Genomic DNA, 18,150 nt, shown 5'->3' on the forward strand with positions numbered 1-18,150 from the left:
ACTAATACTACAAAAAATGAATTTCATCCTTTATTTAAAGTTTTTAAACGGCATAAATATCGGTATTTTTTTTGTAACAATGAAAAAACGAACCAAAATTAATGCGTTTTATCGACAAATAAGTCTTTTAAACCGCTTTTAACCTATAAAATTAAATATTTTACTTACAAAAAAAGATTTGAGGATTTATTTAAATTAATCAGATTTGAGAAACAAAGATTAGAAGATACTCTTAATTTTCTATTTTAACCATAGACATTTTACTATTGTAAGGTTTGTTTTCTTTTGATTTCATAGCATTCTTAGCAGAATCTATGTAATCGTACTTATTGTAATAAATATAGTATTTACTAGTATTTACATCAAAAAAGAAATTAACATTATTCTGTCCTGATGCAATAACTTTTCTTAAAAACTCATCTCTTTTATTAACATCACTATGAACTGCTATTACTAAATAATAACCACTTTCTTCATTAGAAACATTTTTTACAATTTTGATATTATTATTTAACTCTTCCCCAAAATCAAAATCTGACTCACTTAATGGTTCTGCACTTAAAGGCGTATTTTGTTTTATTTGATTTAATGATGCTCTATCTTTATTATAACGATCTTCTTCATTATCATAAGATGCACGTTTTATTCTTCGTTTTCTTTCTATTTCAGTAGCAACTTTAACAACTTCTAAAGTAGAAAGTAAACTTGCTTTTGTTTGAATTGCTCTTGATTGAACAGATTGTAATTCCTCAATCTTTTGTTGATAAAATACATTTGTAGCTTCAGTTTTATCTTTAACTATTTTTAATCTTTTGCTAAACAAATCTTGAAGCTCTATCAATTTGGATTCTTGAGAATTAATTAGATTATTAAGATTTTCAGTTAACACTTCTATTGCTCTGTTTTCTGCAGAAACACTTTTAAACACCTTTGGTTTAGCACTAATAACCCCTTGTTCACTTAAATCATTCTCTTCTTTTAAATCATCTAAATCTTGCTGCTTAGTTGTAATAAAAGCTTTTAACTTAGTTAATAAATCTTGTTGTTCAATTTTAGAATTTTCTGTTAATTCTATTATTTTCTTTATTTCTAAAGATTCTTTATCGCGAGCAACTTTAACTAACACACCATCTAATTCTAGTGTATCCATTAATTGATTTTCTCTTTCTTGCTTTAATACTTCTTTTTTTACTTTTTCTTCAGCAATAGTTTTAAGTCTATTTTCTTCTTCAATTCTTAATTGCTCTTCTGCTAATTTCTGCTTAGCTAATGCTTTAGCTTTAGCTTCATCTATTAATCGTTGCTTAGTTGCTTCTTCAACTCGTTTCTGCTCTTCTTCTTTTAATCTTAAATCCGCTTCTTCCTTTGCTAATTTTTGTTTAGCTAATTCTTCTTTTTTAGCCTGCTCTTTAGCTATTTTAACTCTGGATGCTTCCTCTTCTTTAGCTTTAGCTTTAGCTTCATCTATTAATCGCTGCTTAGTTGCTTCTTCAACTCGCTTCTGCTCTTCTTCTTTCAATCTTAAATCCGCTTCTTCCTTTGCTAATTTTTGCTTAGCTAATTCTTCTTTTAATTTAGCTTCATCTTTTATTTTCGTTTCAGTAGTAAATTGTTCTTTATTCTCAACTTCAGTTATAAACTGATCTTCTAATTTTTCTTGAGTTTCTTGAGAAGCTTTAGCTAAATTTTTATCTTCAGAAATTGCGTTAATTTTAGCTTCTCTTTTCGCTTTTGCTTCTGCAACCACTCTTGCTCTAGCTTCTTGTTTTGCCTTTAATTTTTCTAATGCTTCAATCTTAGCCTTTTCTTTAGCTTCTGCTATAGCGACTCTATCTACTTTTTCTGTTATTGAAGATTTGGATTTTGAAATTACTCGTCTTGATTTTCTAGTTGAAATGAATACCGATTGTTCATCATCATCACCACTATAATCATATTTAAATACATTTTTAAATTTATAAGCTAAAGTAACTTCATGAGAATTTCCAAAGGTTGACAAATCCCCCATAGACTGTTCATAATTATACTCCAATGAAATTTGATTGGTAATATTTAAACCAATTCCTGCAGAAAGACCATAAAGCGTATTATATCCTACTTGTGCCCAAATTCCTTTTGGAACAGTAAGCATCATTATAGCTGAAATTACTGTTTTATCTTTTTTAAATTCTGATCTAACTAGCCCAGAAAATTTACTTTCATCAAAAAAACCACGACTATTTAAATAACCAGTATACATAATATGACCTTGTATACTTTGTTCTGGATTATCTTCAATGATTTTAGAAGTTTGTAAATTATAAGATACTAGATTATTTATAGAAACTCCTAAATCTATAAAACCTGTTCCATAATTTATACCTGGATTTACAGTAAATATAGTGTTAGATGGAATATTGTTTAATGATAAATCATCAAAATTAGTTATAACTTTACCTGAATTTAATCCGCTTTTATAAGCCCCAAGATTCATACCAAAAGTTAAATTACTATCTCTACCCAAAACAGCATTATAAGCAAAATTTAAAACACCTCCAAAAGTAGTTAACACACCATAATCTTGCTGAAAAACAGCAACTCCTGCCCCTATATTTTCTTTAAACCTCCCTGCATAGCTAAATAAATACGTTTGCGGTGCATTATCAAACTGAACCCATTGCCTTTTATTAGTAAAACTGATATATTTATTTTGCTCTCTAACAAAACTAAAAGTTGGGTTAATAGCATATCTATTAAATTTTAAAGAGTTTCTAACAGGTAACTCAAACGCAACAACCCCACCCTCTTGAGAGTAAAACTGTTGCGAAAAACAGAAAAATAAGACTATATGTAATAGATATTTTTTCATTTTTTATTTGACAACTGTTATAGAGCCTTTTCTTATATTGTTAGTTTCGGTTGTAATTATATAATAGTAAACAGGGTTTATCTCTTTAAAATCTAATTGATTTATTGGCCAATTATTTTGATAATCATTGGTTTTTAGAACAACTTCTCCTTGAGCACTCATTATTATAACTTCTGTATTTGTTCCGCTTACATACTCCTGAGGGATTATCCATGTATCATTTACACCATCTCCATTCGGACTTATTAAATTTGGAATATTTGCAACACTTGGAAATTGTGTACTTACTTTAAATTGAAACTCGGTTGACGCTAAACATCCTGTGGTTTGAGTAATTACAACTTTATAATTTCCTGCTTGAGTAGCTTCATGACTATTACTGATGGCTCCAGATATAGCGACATCATTTAAATACCATACAAACTCTGGATTAACTGCAGTAGTTGTTACCGTAGCAATTAAAGTTTCATTTTCTTCTATAGGATTAACTTCTAAAACATCAATACTACTAGTAAATCCTGTGTTTTCTAAATTAATAGAAGCACTTGTATTACAATCACCTAAATCTATATCTACTGAATATTCTCCAGCTTCATTAGTTTCATACATTTGATTAGTTGCACCAGTTATAACTTCACCATCTTTATACCACTGATATCCATTTGCGTTTATAGCACTTAATGTTGTTGCTCCTTGACTTAAACAGTATGGATTACCTAAACTAGAACTAATTGTAGAAATACCTCCTGTTTTAGATTCACTTACTGTTACATGGTTAGAAGATGATTGTGAAGTACACGTACCATAATTTGTTTCAGCAAAATAAACTCCTGGTTCATTTACAGATAAAGTATTACCTGAAGTCACAAAAACAGATGTAGTAAGACTCGTTTCCTTATACCAATTAAAAGTAAGTGATGGATATTGCAAAGGCGAATTATTTGAATCATTCCCAGGGTTATCAATAGTTAACAAATAACTACCACCAGTACAATATACTCCCGTAGAAATTAAATTATTAATAGTAAAAGGTTCATCTTGAATTTTATAATAAGCAGCAAACGAAACAGAACCAGTACTAGTTGCTACTGGAGTTGTACTCTTTATTCGAAGTTTATAACTTTCTCCTGCAATTGTGGTTGGAAAAGAAAAAGTTAAATTAGCTGGTGATGTAGTAATAGCTCCTTGTTCTGTTGTATAAATAGCTGTAGCATTTGAAAAACTACCAGATTCATCAGAAAGTTCAAGAATAAATTGATTTGTTGTTCCTAACGAAGTATCAGGAGAAAAAGTAAATGAGACATTATATGTATTAAAAGAAGGACTAGCACAAGCTTGGGTAAAACCTAAACTTGGTGTGCTAATAACTATTTGAGCCTCTATAGTTTGAAAAAAACATAAAAAAACAAAAACCGACAGATTAATAATAACATAATTCTTCATTAGATATTAATTTTATTTATAAAATAATAATACCTATCAGCATTATTATTTTAGTGAGCAATAACCTTAGTCATCTACCCTTAATAAATCTTCAGAGGCATAATGATCTTTAGATGCTATTATTTTATTAATACGCAATCTAAAGTCTGGTTTTTTACTATTATCTAAATCAATAAAGGTTTCTGAATTATCGCTTTTTGAGTAAACATTATAAAATGCACTATTACCATACCAGTTTTCTAAATCTTCATTATTTGAATTGTTTTCAACAAAAATGTTTCCATTACAATTATTAAAATACATATTAGCAAACTTGATTTTTTCTAAATTATCTTGATTAATCTGAATTTTATCTTCAAATAAAACGGCTGGGTTAAAACCAGAAATTACACTTTTATCCATATCAAGAGATGTATTTTGACCAATAAAAACAGCTTCTTTAACTAAGCCCATACTAATATCAGACTTTAAATTATCACTCTCATTTAATAATGTTAAATTCTTTGCAACAACTAAAGTTCCTTTTTTGGTGAAATCTACTAATTCTCTTTTGTCATAAGATAAAACCATTATACATCTTGAACCTTCACTACTAGAAATATATGGAGACCTAACTGCTAATGAATTATTAATTTTACATTGTGCTCCATAATTGAACTTAAAATCATTACTATTTGATTTATATGATACAACCTTGTTTAAACAAATATCGCCACCTAAAACTTCAAACGAATCTCCTGCAGAATGACTTATCATAATATTTTCAAAAACAGTTTCGTTTCCTACACTTGCTAATAATAATCCGTTAAAATATCCAGCTGCTTTTATTCTTTTTCCTGCATATTCTATTCTTACATATCTTAATACTCCAGAATTACTTTGATAATTTTCTCCACCGTAATTTGTGTTCCCATAAGCATCTTCAGCTAATTGAGTGTAAAACGCAGATACAGAACCATTACCAAATTTATTAGTTGGAGCTTCACCTAATATAATTAAACCTCCCCAATCTCCTGCTCTTTTAACACTTTTGCTAGAAGTAAAAACAATAGGGTCTGTTTCTAGACCATCGGCTATTATTTTAGAACCTTTAGAAATAGTTAAAGATGCTTTTGAATCATAATCTCCAATTATTATAGTTCCAGGCTCTATCGTTAAAGTAGCATCGTTAGTTACAAAAACATTACCTAAAAGCAAATAAGTGTCTCTTTTAGAAAGTGTTAAGTCATTAGTAATATTACCTGTTAAGATTTGTGTTGGCTCCGGATAATCATTTTGACTTGGTTCGAATTCGGTCCAATTATATAACCAATTATTAGCACCAATTATTCCTTTTTCTTGTTGAGCAAAGACATTTCCAATTACAAAAAGAAATATCAATATTGTGTAAGTAAAAATTTTCATAACTAAATATTTATCGTTTAAGTAGATTTGGGGCACTTAAAAACATTAATCAAAAATACAAAAAACACTATGAAATACCAATTTTTTCGACAAAATACACATAATCTTTGATTTATTAATATATATTAACCGATGAAATGCAATTAATATAAAAAAGAGACTATATAGTAAAGTCTCTTTATTTATGAAAAAAATTAATTATTAATGAAATTCACTATACTCATGCAAAGATTTCATAGTTTCTTCGTAAAATAGTATAGCAGCAATTAAATTATCTGTATCAGAATATGGTAATATACGCCTTTGAAACTCTCCTGTTGATTCTAAAAAATCTTCAGTAGCTTCAAATTGATCATCTAATGCTTTTCTATTATCGCTATCATTTGGAATTCCTAAAGTAGTCATTGTAACTCCTGGCTTTGTAGCAAATGCAATATAAGGTAATAACTTAACAAGACTTTCAATACGCTCTACATATAAAACAAGTAACTCACCTTTTTGCATGCGCTCTAGGTCTTCTTTATTGTGGTATTTTTTTATAGCTACTTTAGAAATTATACTTTTAGCCTCTTTATTTTTTTGAGCAAAACCTATACCAGCTATCAAAAAAAAGCTAAAACTAAGTAACACAATTTTAATTTTCATATCTTAGATTTAAGGGTTTAAAAGACAAATTTATGCAATTAATCGTTAAAAACAATCTTTTTGTCGATTTTTTTGTATGTTAATATTTTATCTCTCGTGTTTATTTAACTAATTTTAGGACAAATTAAAATAACATAGCATTCATAATACGCAATTTCTTTAAATTAGTTGTTTATAAGTATGCGTGGTTAAATTATACTTATGAAAATGCTATTATTTTCATTCTAACAAACACAAATACAAACCTTTTTAAGAAAGACAGATTAAGATTAATTTAACATTAAAAATGCCCAAAACAAATTGTTTTGGGCATTTTTTACAGTATCAACACAAAAAAAAGTAAACTAACTCAAACTACTGTATTTTTTAATATTCCTATGTTTTCAATTTCTAATTCTACTACATCTCCAGGTTCTAGAGGCCTGTGTACTGAAAAATTATTCTCTATTAAACTTCCCCAGCCAACAGTACCACTTCCTAAAATATCTCCAGGCATAAGTGTAACATTGTTTTCAGAAGCTCTCTCCATCATTTCTGGAAATGTATAATGAACCGTTTTATAATTCCCTTCACAAATAGTTTTACCATTAATTTTGGCAGTCATTTTTAAATCTAGTCTACCATCGGTATGCTTAGGCATGGCTAAATGTTTAGGATGTGATTCTCGAGAAATAGAGCATCTAAAAGACTCCATTTCATCTTTAGTAACAATACAAGGCCCTATGGCATTCGCAAAATCTTTTCCTTTATGCGGCCCTAAAGGAACTGTCATTTCTTTTCTTTGTATAGCTCTTGCTGTCCAATCATTAAAAACAGTGTAACCAAAAATATAATCATTAGCATCTTCCACCTTTATATCTTTACCCTTTTTTCCAATAATAACAGCTATTTCTAATTCAATATCCATTTTCTCTTCACCAACTGGTCTTTTAATCTTATCATTAGGACCATAAATAGCTTGATGATTGGTAAAGTAAAATATAGGCATATCATACCAAGCTTCACTTACTGTATGACCAAAAGATTTAGATGCGTTAAGCATATGTTCTTCAAAAGCAACATAATCTCTAAAACTTCTTGGATTGGTTAATGGAGCTAATAACTTAACTTCAGATAATTTATAATGTGCTTCTAAACTTTCTAAATTATTATCGTTTATAATTTTAAAATATACCTCATGATTATCTATAAAGGTTAGCATATCATTTGGCAAACGCTTATCTGCCTTTTGCATTTCAACAACACCATCACCTTTTAACCAACCAATATGTACTGATTCATCTTTTTTCTGAAAAGTAACTAATTTCATAGTATATTTTTAATTGTTTAAAATGGTTTCATTAAAACACCCGTAGCCTGACCTATTACTTTTCCAACATTCGCACCTTCAGGTAGCGACTTCCCTTCAAATTCCAGAAGTTCCCATTCTGCCAAGGTTTCTGATGCATCTACAATAGCCATACAACGCTGATAACGTCTTTTCATAAACGCATTAAAAGCATCATCAATAGTTGCAGCTTTATCCAATTCTTCAGCTAGAACAACACCATCCTCTAGAGCTAGTGCAGCTCCAGAACCTAATTGCGGAACGGTTGCATGAGCACCATCACCAATAACTATAGCTCTATTTTTAAACCAAGGGTCTGGTAAATGACTTGCCTCTATTGGCCTGTAATTCACCAAGTCTGGTTCGGTTATTTGCCCTATAACATCTTTTACAATCTTTACAGAATATTCAGATAGATACTCTTTTAGCATAGGAATATAATCTGATTTTTTAATCCTAGGATTATCGGCTCCTTCTGCAGATACTAAGAACATATACATACTATCTTCAGACATAGGAACAAACCCAATCTTACTACGTTTTCCGTAATACATATAAGCGGTATCTAAATCTTCATGCTTTTTAAAAGCATAACGCCACACAGATACTCCCATATAGCTTGGTTTAAAATCTCCAAAAATCAATTTACGCATATCAGAATTTATGCCATCTGATGCAATCAAAATATCATAAGTCTTTTTAGTTTTATCTGAAAATGTTACAGTAACGTCATCTTTAGAATTTTCAATATGTGTTACGGTTGTCCCCATTCTATATTGCACCCCGATCTTAATAGCTTTATCATACATAATTTCATGTAAAGTACGTCTTGAAATACCATTATGACTAGGATATTTCCCCATTGAAGGAGCACCTGCAAGACCTATAAAATGACCTGTTGAAGTATGCATTTTTAACTGTCCGTAAGGATATCCATGTTTCATGGTTTCATCTGCAAGACCTAAAGCATCTAATGCCTTAAGTGCATTAATTTGTTGAATGATACCAACTCCATATACATCATAAGCATCTAGTTTTTCTGCTATTTCAACTTCAACCCCTTTTTGAGCTAAAGCAATTGCAACAGATTGACCGCCAATACCACCTCCTACAATTAATACTTTATTTACTGTCTTCATAGTTTGCTGGTTTTTAGTTGGTTAATTATTCATGGATTTTATCGGCTATCCAATCAAACATGTCTAAAGCAGGCATGAAATTATCAACCTGACAATGTTGTGATCCACTTTCTCCATCAGGAACAATTTTCATTTGATGTTCACAAGTCAGGTGCTTTTCTAAATTAATAGCGTGTTCAACAAAGTTTTGTTTATCACCTCCGCCATGCATTATGAATGTTGGCATAGATATTTTTTCTGCTATACCATTCTCTAAAGTAAAACCTTCTAATTTCTTAAGAACATCTTCATAACTATTCACTCCCATGATATGCTGAACAATTTCTGCTAATGGGTGTTTACCACTTCTACCTGCCCAAACAGAATAGTAAGACCAAACAGCCCCAAACACCATACATACTTTAAAGCGAGGTTCGAATGCTGCACAACGTGCCGCCATATAACCACCCATTGAAACTCCTGCTATACCTACACTTGTAGTATCTACTTCTTCTTTTAAGTTTTCTAGTACCCAATCTAAAACCGCAGTACCAGCAACATTATAATCGTGACGAGAATGAATATGATTTAATCTTAACGCAGCTCCCTGTCCTGGACCATCCATAGCCAATAAAGCGACTCCTCTCTCCATCAAGTGGTCTCCAATTCCAAAATAAAGTTCTTCGGCAAGACTATCCAAGCCTCCAAACATGACCATTACGGGCGGATTCTTAACACCTTTTGGTTTAAAAAGATACCCTGGTAAAAAGGAACCTTCAAAAGGTACTTCAACCTGCAACGGTTTTTCTTCAAAATATTTAGTTGCTTTTATAAAAGCTTCACGAGCCTTTAAATACGTTGGAATTTTTCTATCATCTTGAAGATTCATAAAAAACTCTGCTGTACGCAAATAATTAAAAGCTCTTAAATAAGTACGTCTAGCAGAAACAAAGGCCTTTTTATTTTCATATTCTTCTGCCCATTCATAAACCTCGTTTCCTTTATTTAACCAAGCAATGTTAAATGTTTCTCTATTATCTGGGTCAATATTACCAGCCGCTTCTAAAATTTCAGCAAATTCACCACCGCCGTAATGCGCCTGTGTTAATGCTCTATTTACTTGATAAGAAGGCATATACTTACCTGGAAAAAAATGCCACATAGTTTTATATATTTTTAAAATTAAAAATTTCTATTTATTGAAAAATTAAATATCTGCTGGTTTAACGGTGCCATCTTCTGAAAGCCCCATTTTTTTACCTTTCCCCATTTCTTTGAAAGGATTTGCAAAGCCCCATGCATCATTTGGATTATCTTGTAAATAATGTACGTCTAAATGATCTGGTGCAAACACCAATCTTGCACAAGCATAATATTCAAATAAAACGCCACTTCCAGGATCTATAATATAAATAAAGAATCCTTCATCTGCCTTATGTCTTGTAGGCGCTCCCATAACACTCTTATAACCTTTTTCGGTAAAATAGTCTAAAGCTAAAAGCACTTCTTCTCTACTATCTACATTCCAACAAATATGGTTTAAAACACCTTGATTTGGCTCTATATTAGGGTCTGTAAAAACAGCAATGTCGTGTGATAGATTAGCTAGAGTATGCAATCCGCCAATTGGTGGCTGTTCATCAGAAATTCTTATTTCATCAGGGTTTTTAAACCCTAAGGCTTTCCAAAATTCCTTTTCAGCTGGATATGCTCCTTTAGACACCATATATGTTACATGATCAAAACGTCGTGGATTAGCTCCATTTCCTCTGTTACTTGCATATCTATCTGCATAAATACTACCACGCTCTCCTTCTTCTCTTAACCATACAACATCCCAAAATACTTCATGCATATGACCTTCAGGAGATTGAAATCTAAATGCTTTTCCATGACCTTGGTCTCCTTCATTCCAACCTCTACCAGCACCAATACTTTCTAAATATTCTACTGCCTCATCTAAAGCTTCAGGGCTATCTGCACGCCATCCTATATGGCCAAGTCCTGAAGTATCACTTTGAGTCAACTTTAATGTATGATGAAAATAATCACCCCAAGCTCTTAGATAAACTGAACCTTCTTCTCTACCAGTTATATCCATTCCAACTATATCACCAAAAAATTCTACTGATTTATCTAGATCTTTGGTTAGCACTTCTACATGTGCCATTTGTGAAAAATAATGCGGATTCTTTGCCATATCTATTAAAATTTATACGTTTTTTTATTAATTTATTATTACAAAAATAAAGCAGTAACCTACTTTTAGTGAATCAAATACATTCTATTAATATTCAAAATCAATCTATTTATTTGTTTTTAAGAATAATTTGACACTTTTTTTATTCATTTTAACCCAAAATGAATATTTAATCTTTATCGTGAATGATATTGACTAACTTCTATTCCACTTCCTATGGGTAACAATATTGATGTAAAAGCCTCTTTCGTTCTAATTATATTTTGATAAGCTTCTGATTCTTTTTTAGAAATTGGTGGAAAAATCATATTATCACCCAATACCCATGCGCCATCATTTAATTTGGATGAAAACAAATTGAAACAGGGTACATATAATTCTTTCCATAAATCTAAAAGAACAAAGTCAAAAGTTTCTTTAGCATTTTTTATGTTAAATAAAGCATCACCAAGTCTGAAATCGACAAATTTTGACAAACCAGCTTTAGATATTTTATCTTTGGCATACATCATTTTATCTAAATTATTCTCTAAAGTAATAACCTTACCTCCATTTGTTCTAGCTGCTTCGGCTAACCAAAGTGTTGAATAGCCATAAGAGGTTCCTATCTCTAAAATGCTTTTAGATTTAGCTGCTTTTATTAAAGTATTCATAAAAATAGCAGCATCTTCACCAACAGGAAGCAAAAACTCATCTCGACGCTTCATTGCATCAATTCCAGATAATGATTTCATTAAATGATTTTCATCATTCAAGCGTTTATCATAATCATCTAAAACTTTATTAAAACTTGGATCTAGATGCATAAATGATTAATTTGACTTTATTTTCTTCATTAATTCACCAAAAGCAGGCCTAAAAGCTTCAAACAAAGGATTATCCTTGTTTTTCAACATAACCTCGCTAAATAATTTTAATCCTATTGCAAACTCTACAGATTGTTGTTCTGTTTTAAATCTATCTCTTTGTTTCATCCGTTCTATAATCGTAAATATATTATCATGATTATCAAACTCTAAATCAATAGGTTCATACGTTTTATCATCTGGTCTTAGCAGCTCCAAAAGCTCTAACCTTAGTTTATATTTATTTGCCTTTTTACTCATATTCTAAAAATCAAAAAATTTTATATTTCATTACTAATTGCAATACTTCACTATCAACTAAAAAAAGACTTAATCTATATTTAACTAATTCTAAGCTTTATTTTCCTAAAACTTAATCAAGTACATGAACAGGAAATTCTTTCCCTTTTGTTTCCTTTAACTTGAAAAGAAAAAACAAAGACAAAACCGCTAATACTGCTGCTACCCATAGGAAAGCAGATTCATGAATTATATCGGAAAGCGCTCCAGAAATAGCAGGTACTATTACACCTCCTACAATTTCAGCTACTGCTGTTGTTAAACCTATAGCTTTTGCTTTTAAATGATTTGGAACTGCCTCTGATGGCACAATTGCTGCAACAAGAGGTATAGCTCCTACCATAAAATAAGAAAGAAACATGGCTGGTCTATGTAATACTGAACCATTTAAATAATAAACGGCAAAAGGGTATAAAATTCCTAAAATAACAGCGATATAAAGTGCTTTTTTTCTTCCAATTTTATCAGAAATACCAGGAAGTACAAGAGATGCTACCAACATTGAAACACCTAAAAGCCCCATAGTCATCTTCATTTCATCACCTGTCATACCTTGAGTAGTAGTAAAATATTTTGTGATGAATGGTATAGTAGCAAACCACCAACCAAAAACACAACAAGCCAATGGAATACCCCATTTCATATTATGATATTTAAGTAATTCTGAAACCGAAAAACTAGATTTTTTGGCAATACCTACACTTTCAGCAGTACTAGGTTTTACATAAAAATACACTATAACTCCTAGAAGAAAACCTGGAGCTGCTGCTACGTAAAAGGCATTTCTCCATCCTATATTTTCAGCGATAGCTACTAAAATAATGGGTGCTAAAATAGACCCAAAAAGAGCTGCTCCAACACCTTGTAAAAGCCCTACATTTAAACCTAAACGATGAGGCGAAGATTCTCTCTCTACAAAAACTTGAGCTAATGGGATTAACGGACCTTCTGCTAGCCCCATAACAATACGAGCAACCAGTAAAGTACCAAATCCTATTGCCATACCAGACCCGAAGGAACAGATAGAAAAAATGAAAATAGCAATAATAAAAGTTGCTTTATTTTTGTTTCTAGAATCTGACCAAGCAGTAGTATAGTAACTCGACGCAGCCCATGCTAAAGATAGACCTGCTGCTAATAAACCTATTTGCGTATTATTTAACGCTAAATCTTTTGCCACGTATGGGATAAGATAATTAAGTGCTAAACGGTCAAAAAACAAACAACCAAAAACAAGTGACATTAAGGTTACAATACCGTTTTCGTATGTGAATAATTTTTTCATTATTTATAAAATTTAATGTGGTTGTTTTCTAAATCCAGTTTTTATTGTCATTTCATCTGTCCAATCTATAGCTCCATTTATTTTTGCCCAATCTTTATAAATAGCATCTATTTTTGATATGGTTTCTGGATGTAAAGCTGAAATATCATTTGATTCTGTTCTATCAATAGCTAAATCATATAACTCCCAAGTATTCCCTGGATAAACTGAAACAGCTTTTAAATCACCCATCCAAACTGCTCGGTCACCAAACCATTCGAAACAAATAGGTTGGTTTCTTTCCCAGTTATCTCCTTTCAATAGCGGTAAAAAACTTTCTCCTGCAAGAGCGTTAGCCTTTATGCCATTAAAAGTTTCTGGATAATCAATGCCGGCAAAGTTTAACAAGGTTGGCATAATATCGACCACATGCGCACCTCCTTTTAAAATTTTACCAGCTCCAACCTGCTTAGGGTAGCGAACAATAAAAGGTGTTGCTGTACCTCCTTCATAAGGAGAAGACTTGTAACTTCTTAAAGGACTATTTGATACTTGAGCCCATTTTTTTGTGTAAGCTTCCATAGATCCTGCTGTACCTACCGATCCTTCATTACGCTTTACTACGAAAGGCATTTTACCAACATCCATATTTTCTGCACCATTATCAGAAAGAAAAATAATCATGGTGTTATCTAATTGATTGGTAGTTTCTAAATAGCTAATTAATTTTCCTATGTTTTGATCTAAATTATCTACCATAGCAGCATAAACCTCCATTTTTAATGCCCAATCACTTTTTTCTTCTTCACTTAAACTATTCCAAGCTGGCAGTAATTTATCTTTTACTGGAGTCCAATTTTCATCTGCCAATCCCATTTTTTTTATGTTCTCAAAACGAATATTTCGTAATTCATCCCAACCTGCATCATACTTTCCTTTGTATTTTGCAATATCTTCTGGCTTAGCATGAAGTGGCCAATGTGGTGCATTATAAGCCATGTATAAAAAGAAAGGTTTATCTTCTGGAGTGCTTTTTACAAATTCAATTGCTCTACTTGTTAATTCGTCTGTTAAGTAAAAATCTTCTTTACCTATATTATAAACCTCATTATCAGCGTATAAAAATGCCGATGAAGGAGGGCCTTTTAATATTGGTTTTGTATCAAAATAACTAGCGCCGCCATCTAAAAAACCAAAGAAATTATCAAAACCTCTTTGCAAAGGCCAATGAGGTCGTTCATTACCTACATGCCATTTACCAGACATATATGTAGAATAACCGCCATTTTTAAATACTTCACCCAGTGTTAATGATTCTTTGTTTAGATACCCTTCATACCCTGGAATACCTAAATCTTCATTAAAAAAACCAATACCCGCTTTATGCGGATACTGCCCAGTAAGCAAACTTGTTCTAGAGGGCGCACAAATAGTGTTATTATAAAATCTTCTTAATCGTGTACCTTCAGTTGCAAGTCGATCGATATTTGGTGTGCTAATTTCAGAACCATAATTACCTAAATCTGAAAACCCCATATCATCTGCCATAATCAAAACTATATTAGGCTTTGTATCAGTTTGCTTTATTACATTATTTTGATTATTGGACTGTTTACAACTCGCTAAAAACAGAGTCATTACAACTAAAACAAGTGTTCTCATTATATTTAATTTAAAAATGAATTAATCAATTTAAGAAAAAAGCTAATTATTATTAAAAGTACTCCTAAAGACACCAAATATTAAAAGTCTGGTGTCCTTAGAAATAATTAGTTCAAAACAATAGCATTAGAATCTATAAGTTGCTGTTAAGAAATAAGCTCTAGGCATACTTCCTTGCGTTGAAAATATTGCATTCGGGTTGTTAGCTATATATTCTGGCGGAAATCCATCTCTGTTTAAAGCAGAAGGGAAACCTCCTGGACCTTGCCACCCCATAATACCATAGTTATCTAAAACATTATTAATATTTAACTGTAAACCGAATTTTTTAGAAAAATCATATCCAAAGGCCAAATCAACATTACCAAAGGCTGGCAAAAGAAAAGAGTTAGGTACGTTAGCCTGTCTAGCTCCCATATAACTATAGTTTAAAGAACCATAGAATTTTTTACCGTTGTAAATAGGATTAATATTGAAAATTACGTTAGAACTATTATCTGCCTCATTACCAGAATAATCGATAATAGAATCATCACCAGGTCCATCTCTACCTTCATCCCAAGCAGTGTATTTATCAGCCTTTGCTTTTTGAAAAACGGCATTGGCTCTAACTAACCACTTATCGGTAATGTTATAAGTTGTTTCAATTTCAAGACCTAATGTTGTATACTCATTAAATTGAAATTCTGGTGAATATCGTGTACCATCAGTGTTAGAAAAAGTTTGAATATTAGGCACATTATTTAAATTACTATAAAAAGGTGTAAATACCAGTTTCAGATTATCTGTACTAACTTTATAACCAATTTCAAATTGTGTAATTTCCTCTAAAAGAGCTGGAGTATTTTCAACTAAGAAATCATCATTTAAGTCTAAGTAAAAGAATGTAGACGGTGCTTTATTTCCACGTGCAAATCTAGCGTAAATAGCTTGTTCTTCACTAAACTTGTAATTAAGACCGGCTGTGTATGAAAAACTATCTAAGTTATAATCATAATTAACAGGAGCTCCTTCTGTTCCTCCTCCATTATCCCAAATTGTTAATGGATTTCCATCCAATCCTCCAAAACTTGGATCTCCTTGGCGTGGATTTGGTACTCCAACATTATTAAATCCTTCTGAGGTTACATTTTCATATCTAATTCCATAATCTAAAGTTAGTTTTGGAGTTATTTTCCAGTTATGACCAAAGAAAAGTGCAAATATACCTTGAGTTGTTTCTCCATTGTCTGAACCTGTCCAACCAACATTCATAAAACCTTCTGGACTAGTTACTTCATAAGTATTACCGTTATTAGCTGATAATGTTATTTGAGCAGGTACAGGACGATCTTGAATTAAACCACCACTTAAACCCATTCCTTTACTCCAGTTAGTTACATCTAACTTAGAACGGCTATAAAAACTTCCTAAATTAAAACTCCCTTTTTCTGTTTTTTTACTAAATACTAATTGATTAGCAAATTCATTTCTATCTATATCTTGATAAAACATTGGCATAAACAATAATGAATTTGGTTGTATATTAGACCCTGGGAAATTATTATTAGCACCAGGTGTTAATCGAAATGGAGGTCCTTGCTGTGTAGGATCAAATGCAAGATCTACAGTACCAAATACCTGTCCAGTTCGTGGATCTGCAAAATTATAAGTACCTGTTCTTGCTGGGTTTGGACCACCTAGTAAACTAGGTATAGCGTAAAATAAAAAGTTGGTAGTACTAATAGGTGTTACTACTGCTGTACCATTTCTTTCGTCATCTTTTCTAGAGTATTTAAAGTCATTTTTCAATGAAAATCCATTGCCAAGATCTTGCCTCCAATTAAAACCAATAGAACGATCTATATTATGTAATAAATCTGTAGAATTAAACGTCCTGTTACCCTCTTCATTGAATGGTATTTCAATAGAAAAATCATAAAGAGCGTATGAGTCATACTTAGAGAAACCATCTGCTATTTGAGGATCATTCCAATTAGTTGATGGAATAAAAGCCATTCTATCATTTTTATCATTTAAATATTTTAGATTTAATTTAAAAGATCCTGTTTTGTATTTTTTAAGGAAGTTAGCTCTAATTTGCCCTCCAATATTTATAGGGTAACCACGATCTCTAGCTCCATCAGATTTACGATAAAAACCTCCTACGTTATAGGTCCAACCATTTGAAAGAGGACCTCCTACATTAAAATCAGCTCTATAATATGGGTTTTCGCCATTTCCTTCTAGACCATATTTAGCTCTAATTTCACCTGCAAATTCATTCCCTCCTGTTTTAGAAACATAATTAAATATTCCTCCTGGTGCGTTTGCTCCAAGTATAGATGCAGTACCTCCTCTAACTGCCTCAACTCGTTCAGTCATAGCATCTGCTCTCAAAAATAAATCTGGAAATAATTCTACATTTGTTATTGGCAACCCATCCTCTTGTAAAGACACATATCGGTACCCATTAATATTATCAATCGAGTTAGCTGACAACCCCCTAGAATATACAGAGTTCCATACTTCTCCCCTTGCTTGGTTTACAAAAACACCAGGAATGTTTTTTAGCAAATCAGATGAACTCGTTGGAGCAACTCTTGCCAATTGTGTAGCACCTATAGTTGTTATAGCTACTGAAGCATCCATTCTGCTTCTAGCATCAAATACTCCTGTAATAACAACTTCATCAAGTTTTGATAAATCTTCTAACATAACAATAGCTAGAGGCTCTTTTAAAGGCACTGACACCAATTTTCTTTGTTTGGCATATCCAATAAATGAGAAAATTAATTGATGCTCTCCTTTTTCAATGTTTTTGATAGTAAATTCTCCATCAAAATCAGTTACTGCTCCTTTAGAAGTTCCATCAATATAGATGGATACACCTGGTAAAGACATTCCGCTTTCATCGCTAACTTTTCCTGTAATTTCACTTTCTTGAGCATTGACATGAATGTTCAAAAAGAAACAAAATAAAGTTAAACTTAGTTTAATAATTGTTTTCATAGTTAATTGGTGTTTATTAATATCTGCTATTTTTTATGAAATTCATCATGTTTTATTAAAAAAAATATTATTATGACAAAATTCAACTCTTCAAAATTAAGAT

13 protein-coding genes are annotated in these 18,150 nt (G+C 31.5%); all 13 read right to left on the reverse strand.

The annotated features are described in order from the left end of the window. Nucleotides 1-232: 232 nt before the first annotated feature. The 13 genes from ACH5TW_RS06775 to ACH5TW_RS06835 all read right to left on the reverse strand — a co-directional run bounded on the left by ACH5TW_RS06775 (nucleotide 233) and on the right by ACH5TW_RS06835 (nucleotide 18,047). The gene (locus ACH5TW_RS06775) at nucleotides 233-2,848 is read right to left on the reverse strand and encodes a PorP/SprF family type IX secretion system membrane protein (RefSeq protein WP_439335743.1); all 2,616 of its coding nucleotides are present in this window, start codon (nucleotides 2,846-2,848) and stop codon (nucleotides 233-235) included. A gap of 3 nt (nucleotides 2,849-2,851) precedes the next feature. Beyond that, nucleotides 2,852-4,291 carry a T9SS type B sorting domain-containing protein gene (locus ACH5TW_RS06780; RefSeq protein WP_439335744.1) on the reverse strand — a complete coding sequence of 480 codons (1,440 nt, stop codon included), beginning with the start codon at nucleotides 4,289-4,291 and terminating at the stop codon, nucleotides 2,852-2,854. Between the two features lie 66 nt (nucleotides 4,292-4,357). Further along, nucleotides 4,358-5,695 carry a beta-helix domain-containing protein gene (locus tag ACH5TW_RS06785; protein ID WP_439335745.1) on the reverse strand — a complete coding sequence of 446 codons (1,338 nt, stop codon included), beginning with the start codon at nucleotides 5,693-5,695 and terminating at the stop codon, nucleotides 4,358-4,360. A gap of 201 nt (nucleotides 5,696-5,896) precedes the next feature. Then, complete coding sequence (locus ACH5TW_RS06790; RefSeq protein ID WP_439335746.1) at nucleotides 5,897-6,340, reverse strand: hypothetical protein; 444 nt, start codon at nucleotides 6,338-6,340, stop codon at nucleotides 5,897-5,899. Nucleotides 6,341-6,689: 349 nt separating this feature from the next. Further along, nucleotides 6,690-7,649, reverse strand: coding sequence for a fumarylacetoacetate hydrolase family protein (locus ACH5TW_RS06795; RefSeq protein WP_439335747.1), 960 nt, complete (start codon nucleotides 7,647-7,649; stop codon nucleotides 6,690-6,692). Between the two features lie 17 nt (nucleotides 7,650-7,666). Beyond that, complete coding sequence (locus ACH5TW_RS06800; protein ID WP_439335748.1) at nucleotides 7,667-8,806, reverse strand: FAD-dependent monooxygenase; 1,140 nt, start codon at nucleotides 8,804-8,806, stop codon at nucleotides 7,667-7,669. Nucleotides 8,807-8,831: 25 nt separating this feature from the next. Next, a complete protein-coding gene (locus ACH5TW_RS06805) occupies nucleotides 8,832-9,947 on the reverse strand; it encodes an alpha/beta hydrolase family protein (RefSeq protein WP_439335749.1) in 1,116 nt (371 codons plus the stop codon). Between the two features lie 45 nt (nucleotides 9,948-9,992). Continuing rightward, nucleotides 9,993-10,985 carry a VOC family protein gene (locus ACH5TW_RS06810; protein ID WP_439335750.1) on the reverse strand — a complete coding sequence of 331 codons (993 nt, stop codon included), beginning with the start codon at nucleotides 10,983-10,985 and terminating at the stop codon, nucleotides 9,993-9,995. Between the two features lie 176 nt (nucleotides 10,986-11,161). After that, on the reverse strand, nucleotides 11,162-11,791 hold the full coding sequence (locus tag ACH5TW_RS06815) for an O-methyltransferase (RefSeq protein ID WP_439335751.1): 630 nt from the start codon (nucleotides 11,789-11,791) through the stop codon (nucleotides 11,162-11,164). A gap of 6 nt (nucleotides 11,792-11,797) precedes the next feature. Then, the gene (locus ACH5TW_RS06820; RefSeq protein ID WP_439335752.1) at nucleotides 11,798-12,091 is read right to left on the reverse strand and encodes a DUF3861 domain-containing protein; all 294 of its coding nucleotides are present in this window, start codon (nucleotides 12,089-12,091) and stop codon (nucleotides 11,798-11,800) included. Nucleotides 12,092-12,203: 112 nt separating this feature from the next. After that, nucleotides 12,204-13,415, reverse strand: coding sequence for an MFS transporter (locus tag ACH5TW_RS06825; RefSeq protein ID WP_439335753.1), 1,212 nt, complete (start codon nucleotides 13,413-13,415; stop codon nucleotides 12,204-12,206). Nucleotides 13,416-13,427: 12 nt separating this feature from the next. Next, nucleotides 13,428-15,056 (reverse strand): arylsulfatase, encoded by a 1,629-nt coding sequence (locus tag ACH5TW_RS06830; protein WP_439335754.1) that lies wholly within the window; start codon nucleotides 15,054-15,056, stop codon nucleotides 13,428-13,430. 126 nt (nucleotides 15,057-15,182) lie between these two features. Further along, entirely contained in the window at nucleotides 15,183-18,047 is a 2,865-nt protein-coding gene (locus ACH5TW_RS06835) for a TonB-dependent receptor (RefSeq protein WP_439335755.1), read from the reverse strand. Nucleotides 18,048-18,150: the final 103 nt, after the last annotated feature.

It is taken from the genome of Thalassobellus sediminis (assembly GCF_044386045.1).
In the GTDB taxonomy this organism is placed as follows: Bacteria; Bacteroidota; Bacteroidia; order Flavobacteriales; family Flavobacteriaceae; genus Thalassobellus; species Thalassobellus sediminis.

Coding starts and splice junctions, on each gene's coding strand:
- ACH5TW_RS06775 (WP_439335743.1), bottom strand. CDS start 2,848: ATGAAAAAATATCTATTACATATAGTCTTATTTTTCTGTTTTTCGCAA.
- ACH5TW_RS06780 (WP_439335744.1), bottom strand. CDS start 4,291: ATGAAGAATTATGTTATTATTAATCTGTCGGTTTTTGTTTTTTTATGT.
- ACH5TW_RS06785 (WP_439335745.1), bottom strand. CDS start 5,695: ATGAAAATTTTTACTTACACAATATTGATATTTCTTTTTGTAATTGGA.
- ACH5TW_RS06790 (WP_439335746.1), bottom strand. CDS start 6,340: ATGAAAATTAAAATTGTGTTACTTAGTTTTAGCTTTTTTTTGATAGCT.
- ACH5TW_RS06795 (WP_439335747.1), bottom strand. CDS start 7,649: ATGAAATTAGTTACTTTTCAGAAAAAAGATGAATCAGTACATATTGGT.
- ACH5TW_RS06800 (WP_439335748.1), bottom strand. CDS start 8,806: ATGAAGACAGTAAATAAAGTATTAATTGTAGGAGGTGGTATTGGCGGT.
- ACH5TW_RS06805 (WP_439335749.1), bottom strand. CDS start 9,947: ATGTGGCATTTTTTTCCAGGTAAGTATATGCCTTCTTATCAAGTAAAT.
- ACH5TW_RS06810 (WP_439335750.1), bottom strand. CDS start 10,985: ATGGCAAAGAATCCGCATTATTTTTCACAAATGGCACATGTAGAAGTG.
- ACH5TW_RS06815 (WP_439335751.1), bottom strand. CDS start 11,791: ATGCATCTAGATCCAAGTTTTAATAAAGTTTTAGATGATTATGATAAA.
- ACH5TW_RS06820 (WP_439335752.1), bottom strand. CDS start 12,091: ATGAGTAAAAAGGCAAATAAATATAAACTAAGGTTAGAGCTTTTGGAG.
- ACH5TW_RS06825 (WP_439335753.1), bottom strand. CDS start 13,415: ATGAAAAAATTATTCACATACGAAAACGGTATTGTAACCTTAATGTCA.
- ACH5TW_RS06830 (WP_439335754.1), bottom strand. CDS start 15,056: ATGAGAACACTTGTTTTAGTTGTAATGACTCTGTTTTTAGCGAGTTGT.
- ACH5TW_RS06835 (WP_439335755.1), bottom strand. CDS start 18,047: ATGAAAACAATTATTAAACTAAGTTTAACTTTATTTTGTTTCTTTTTG.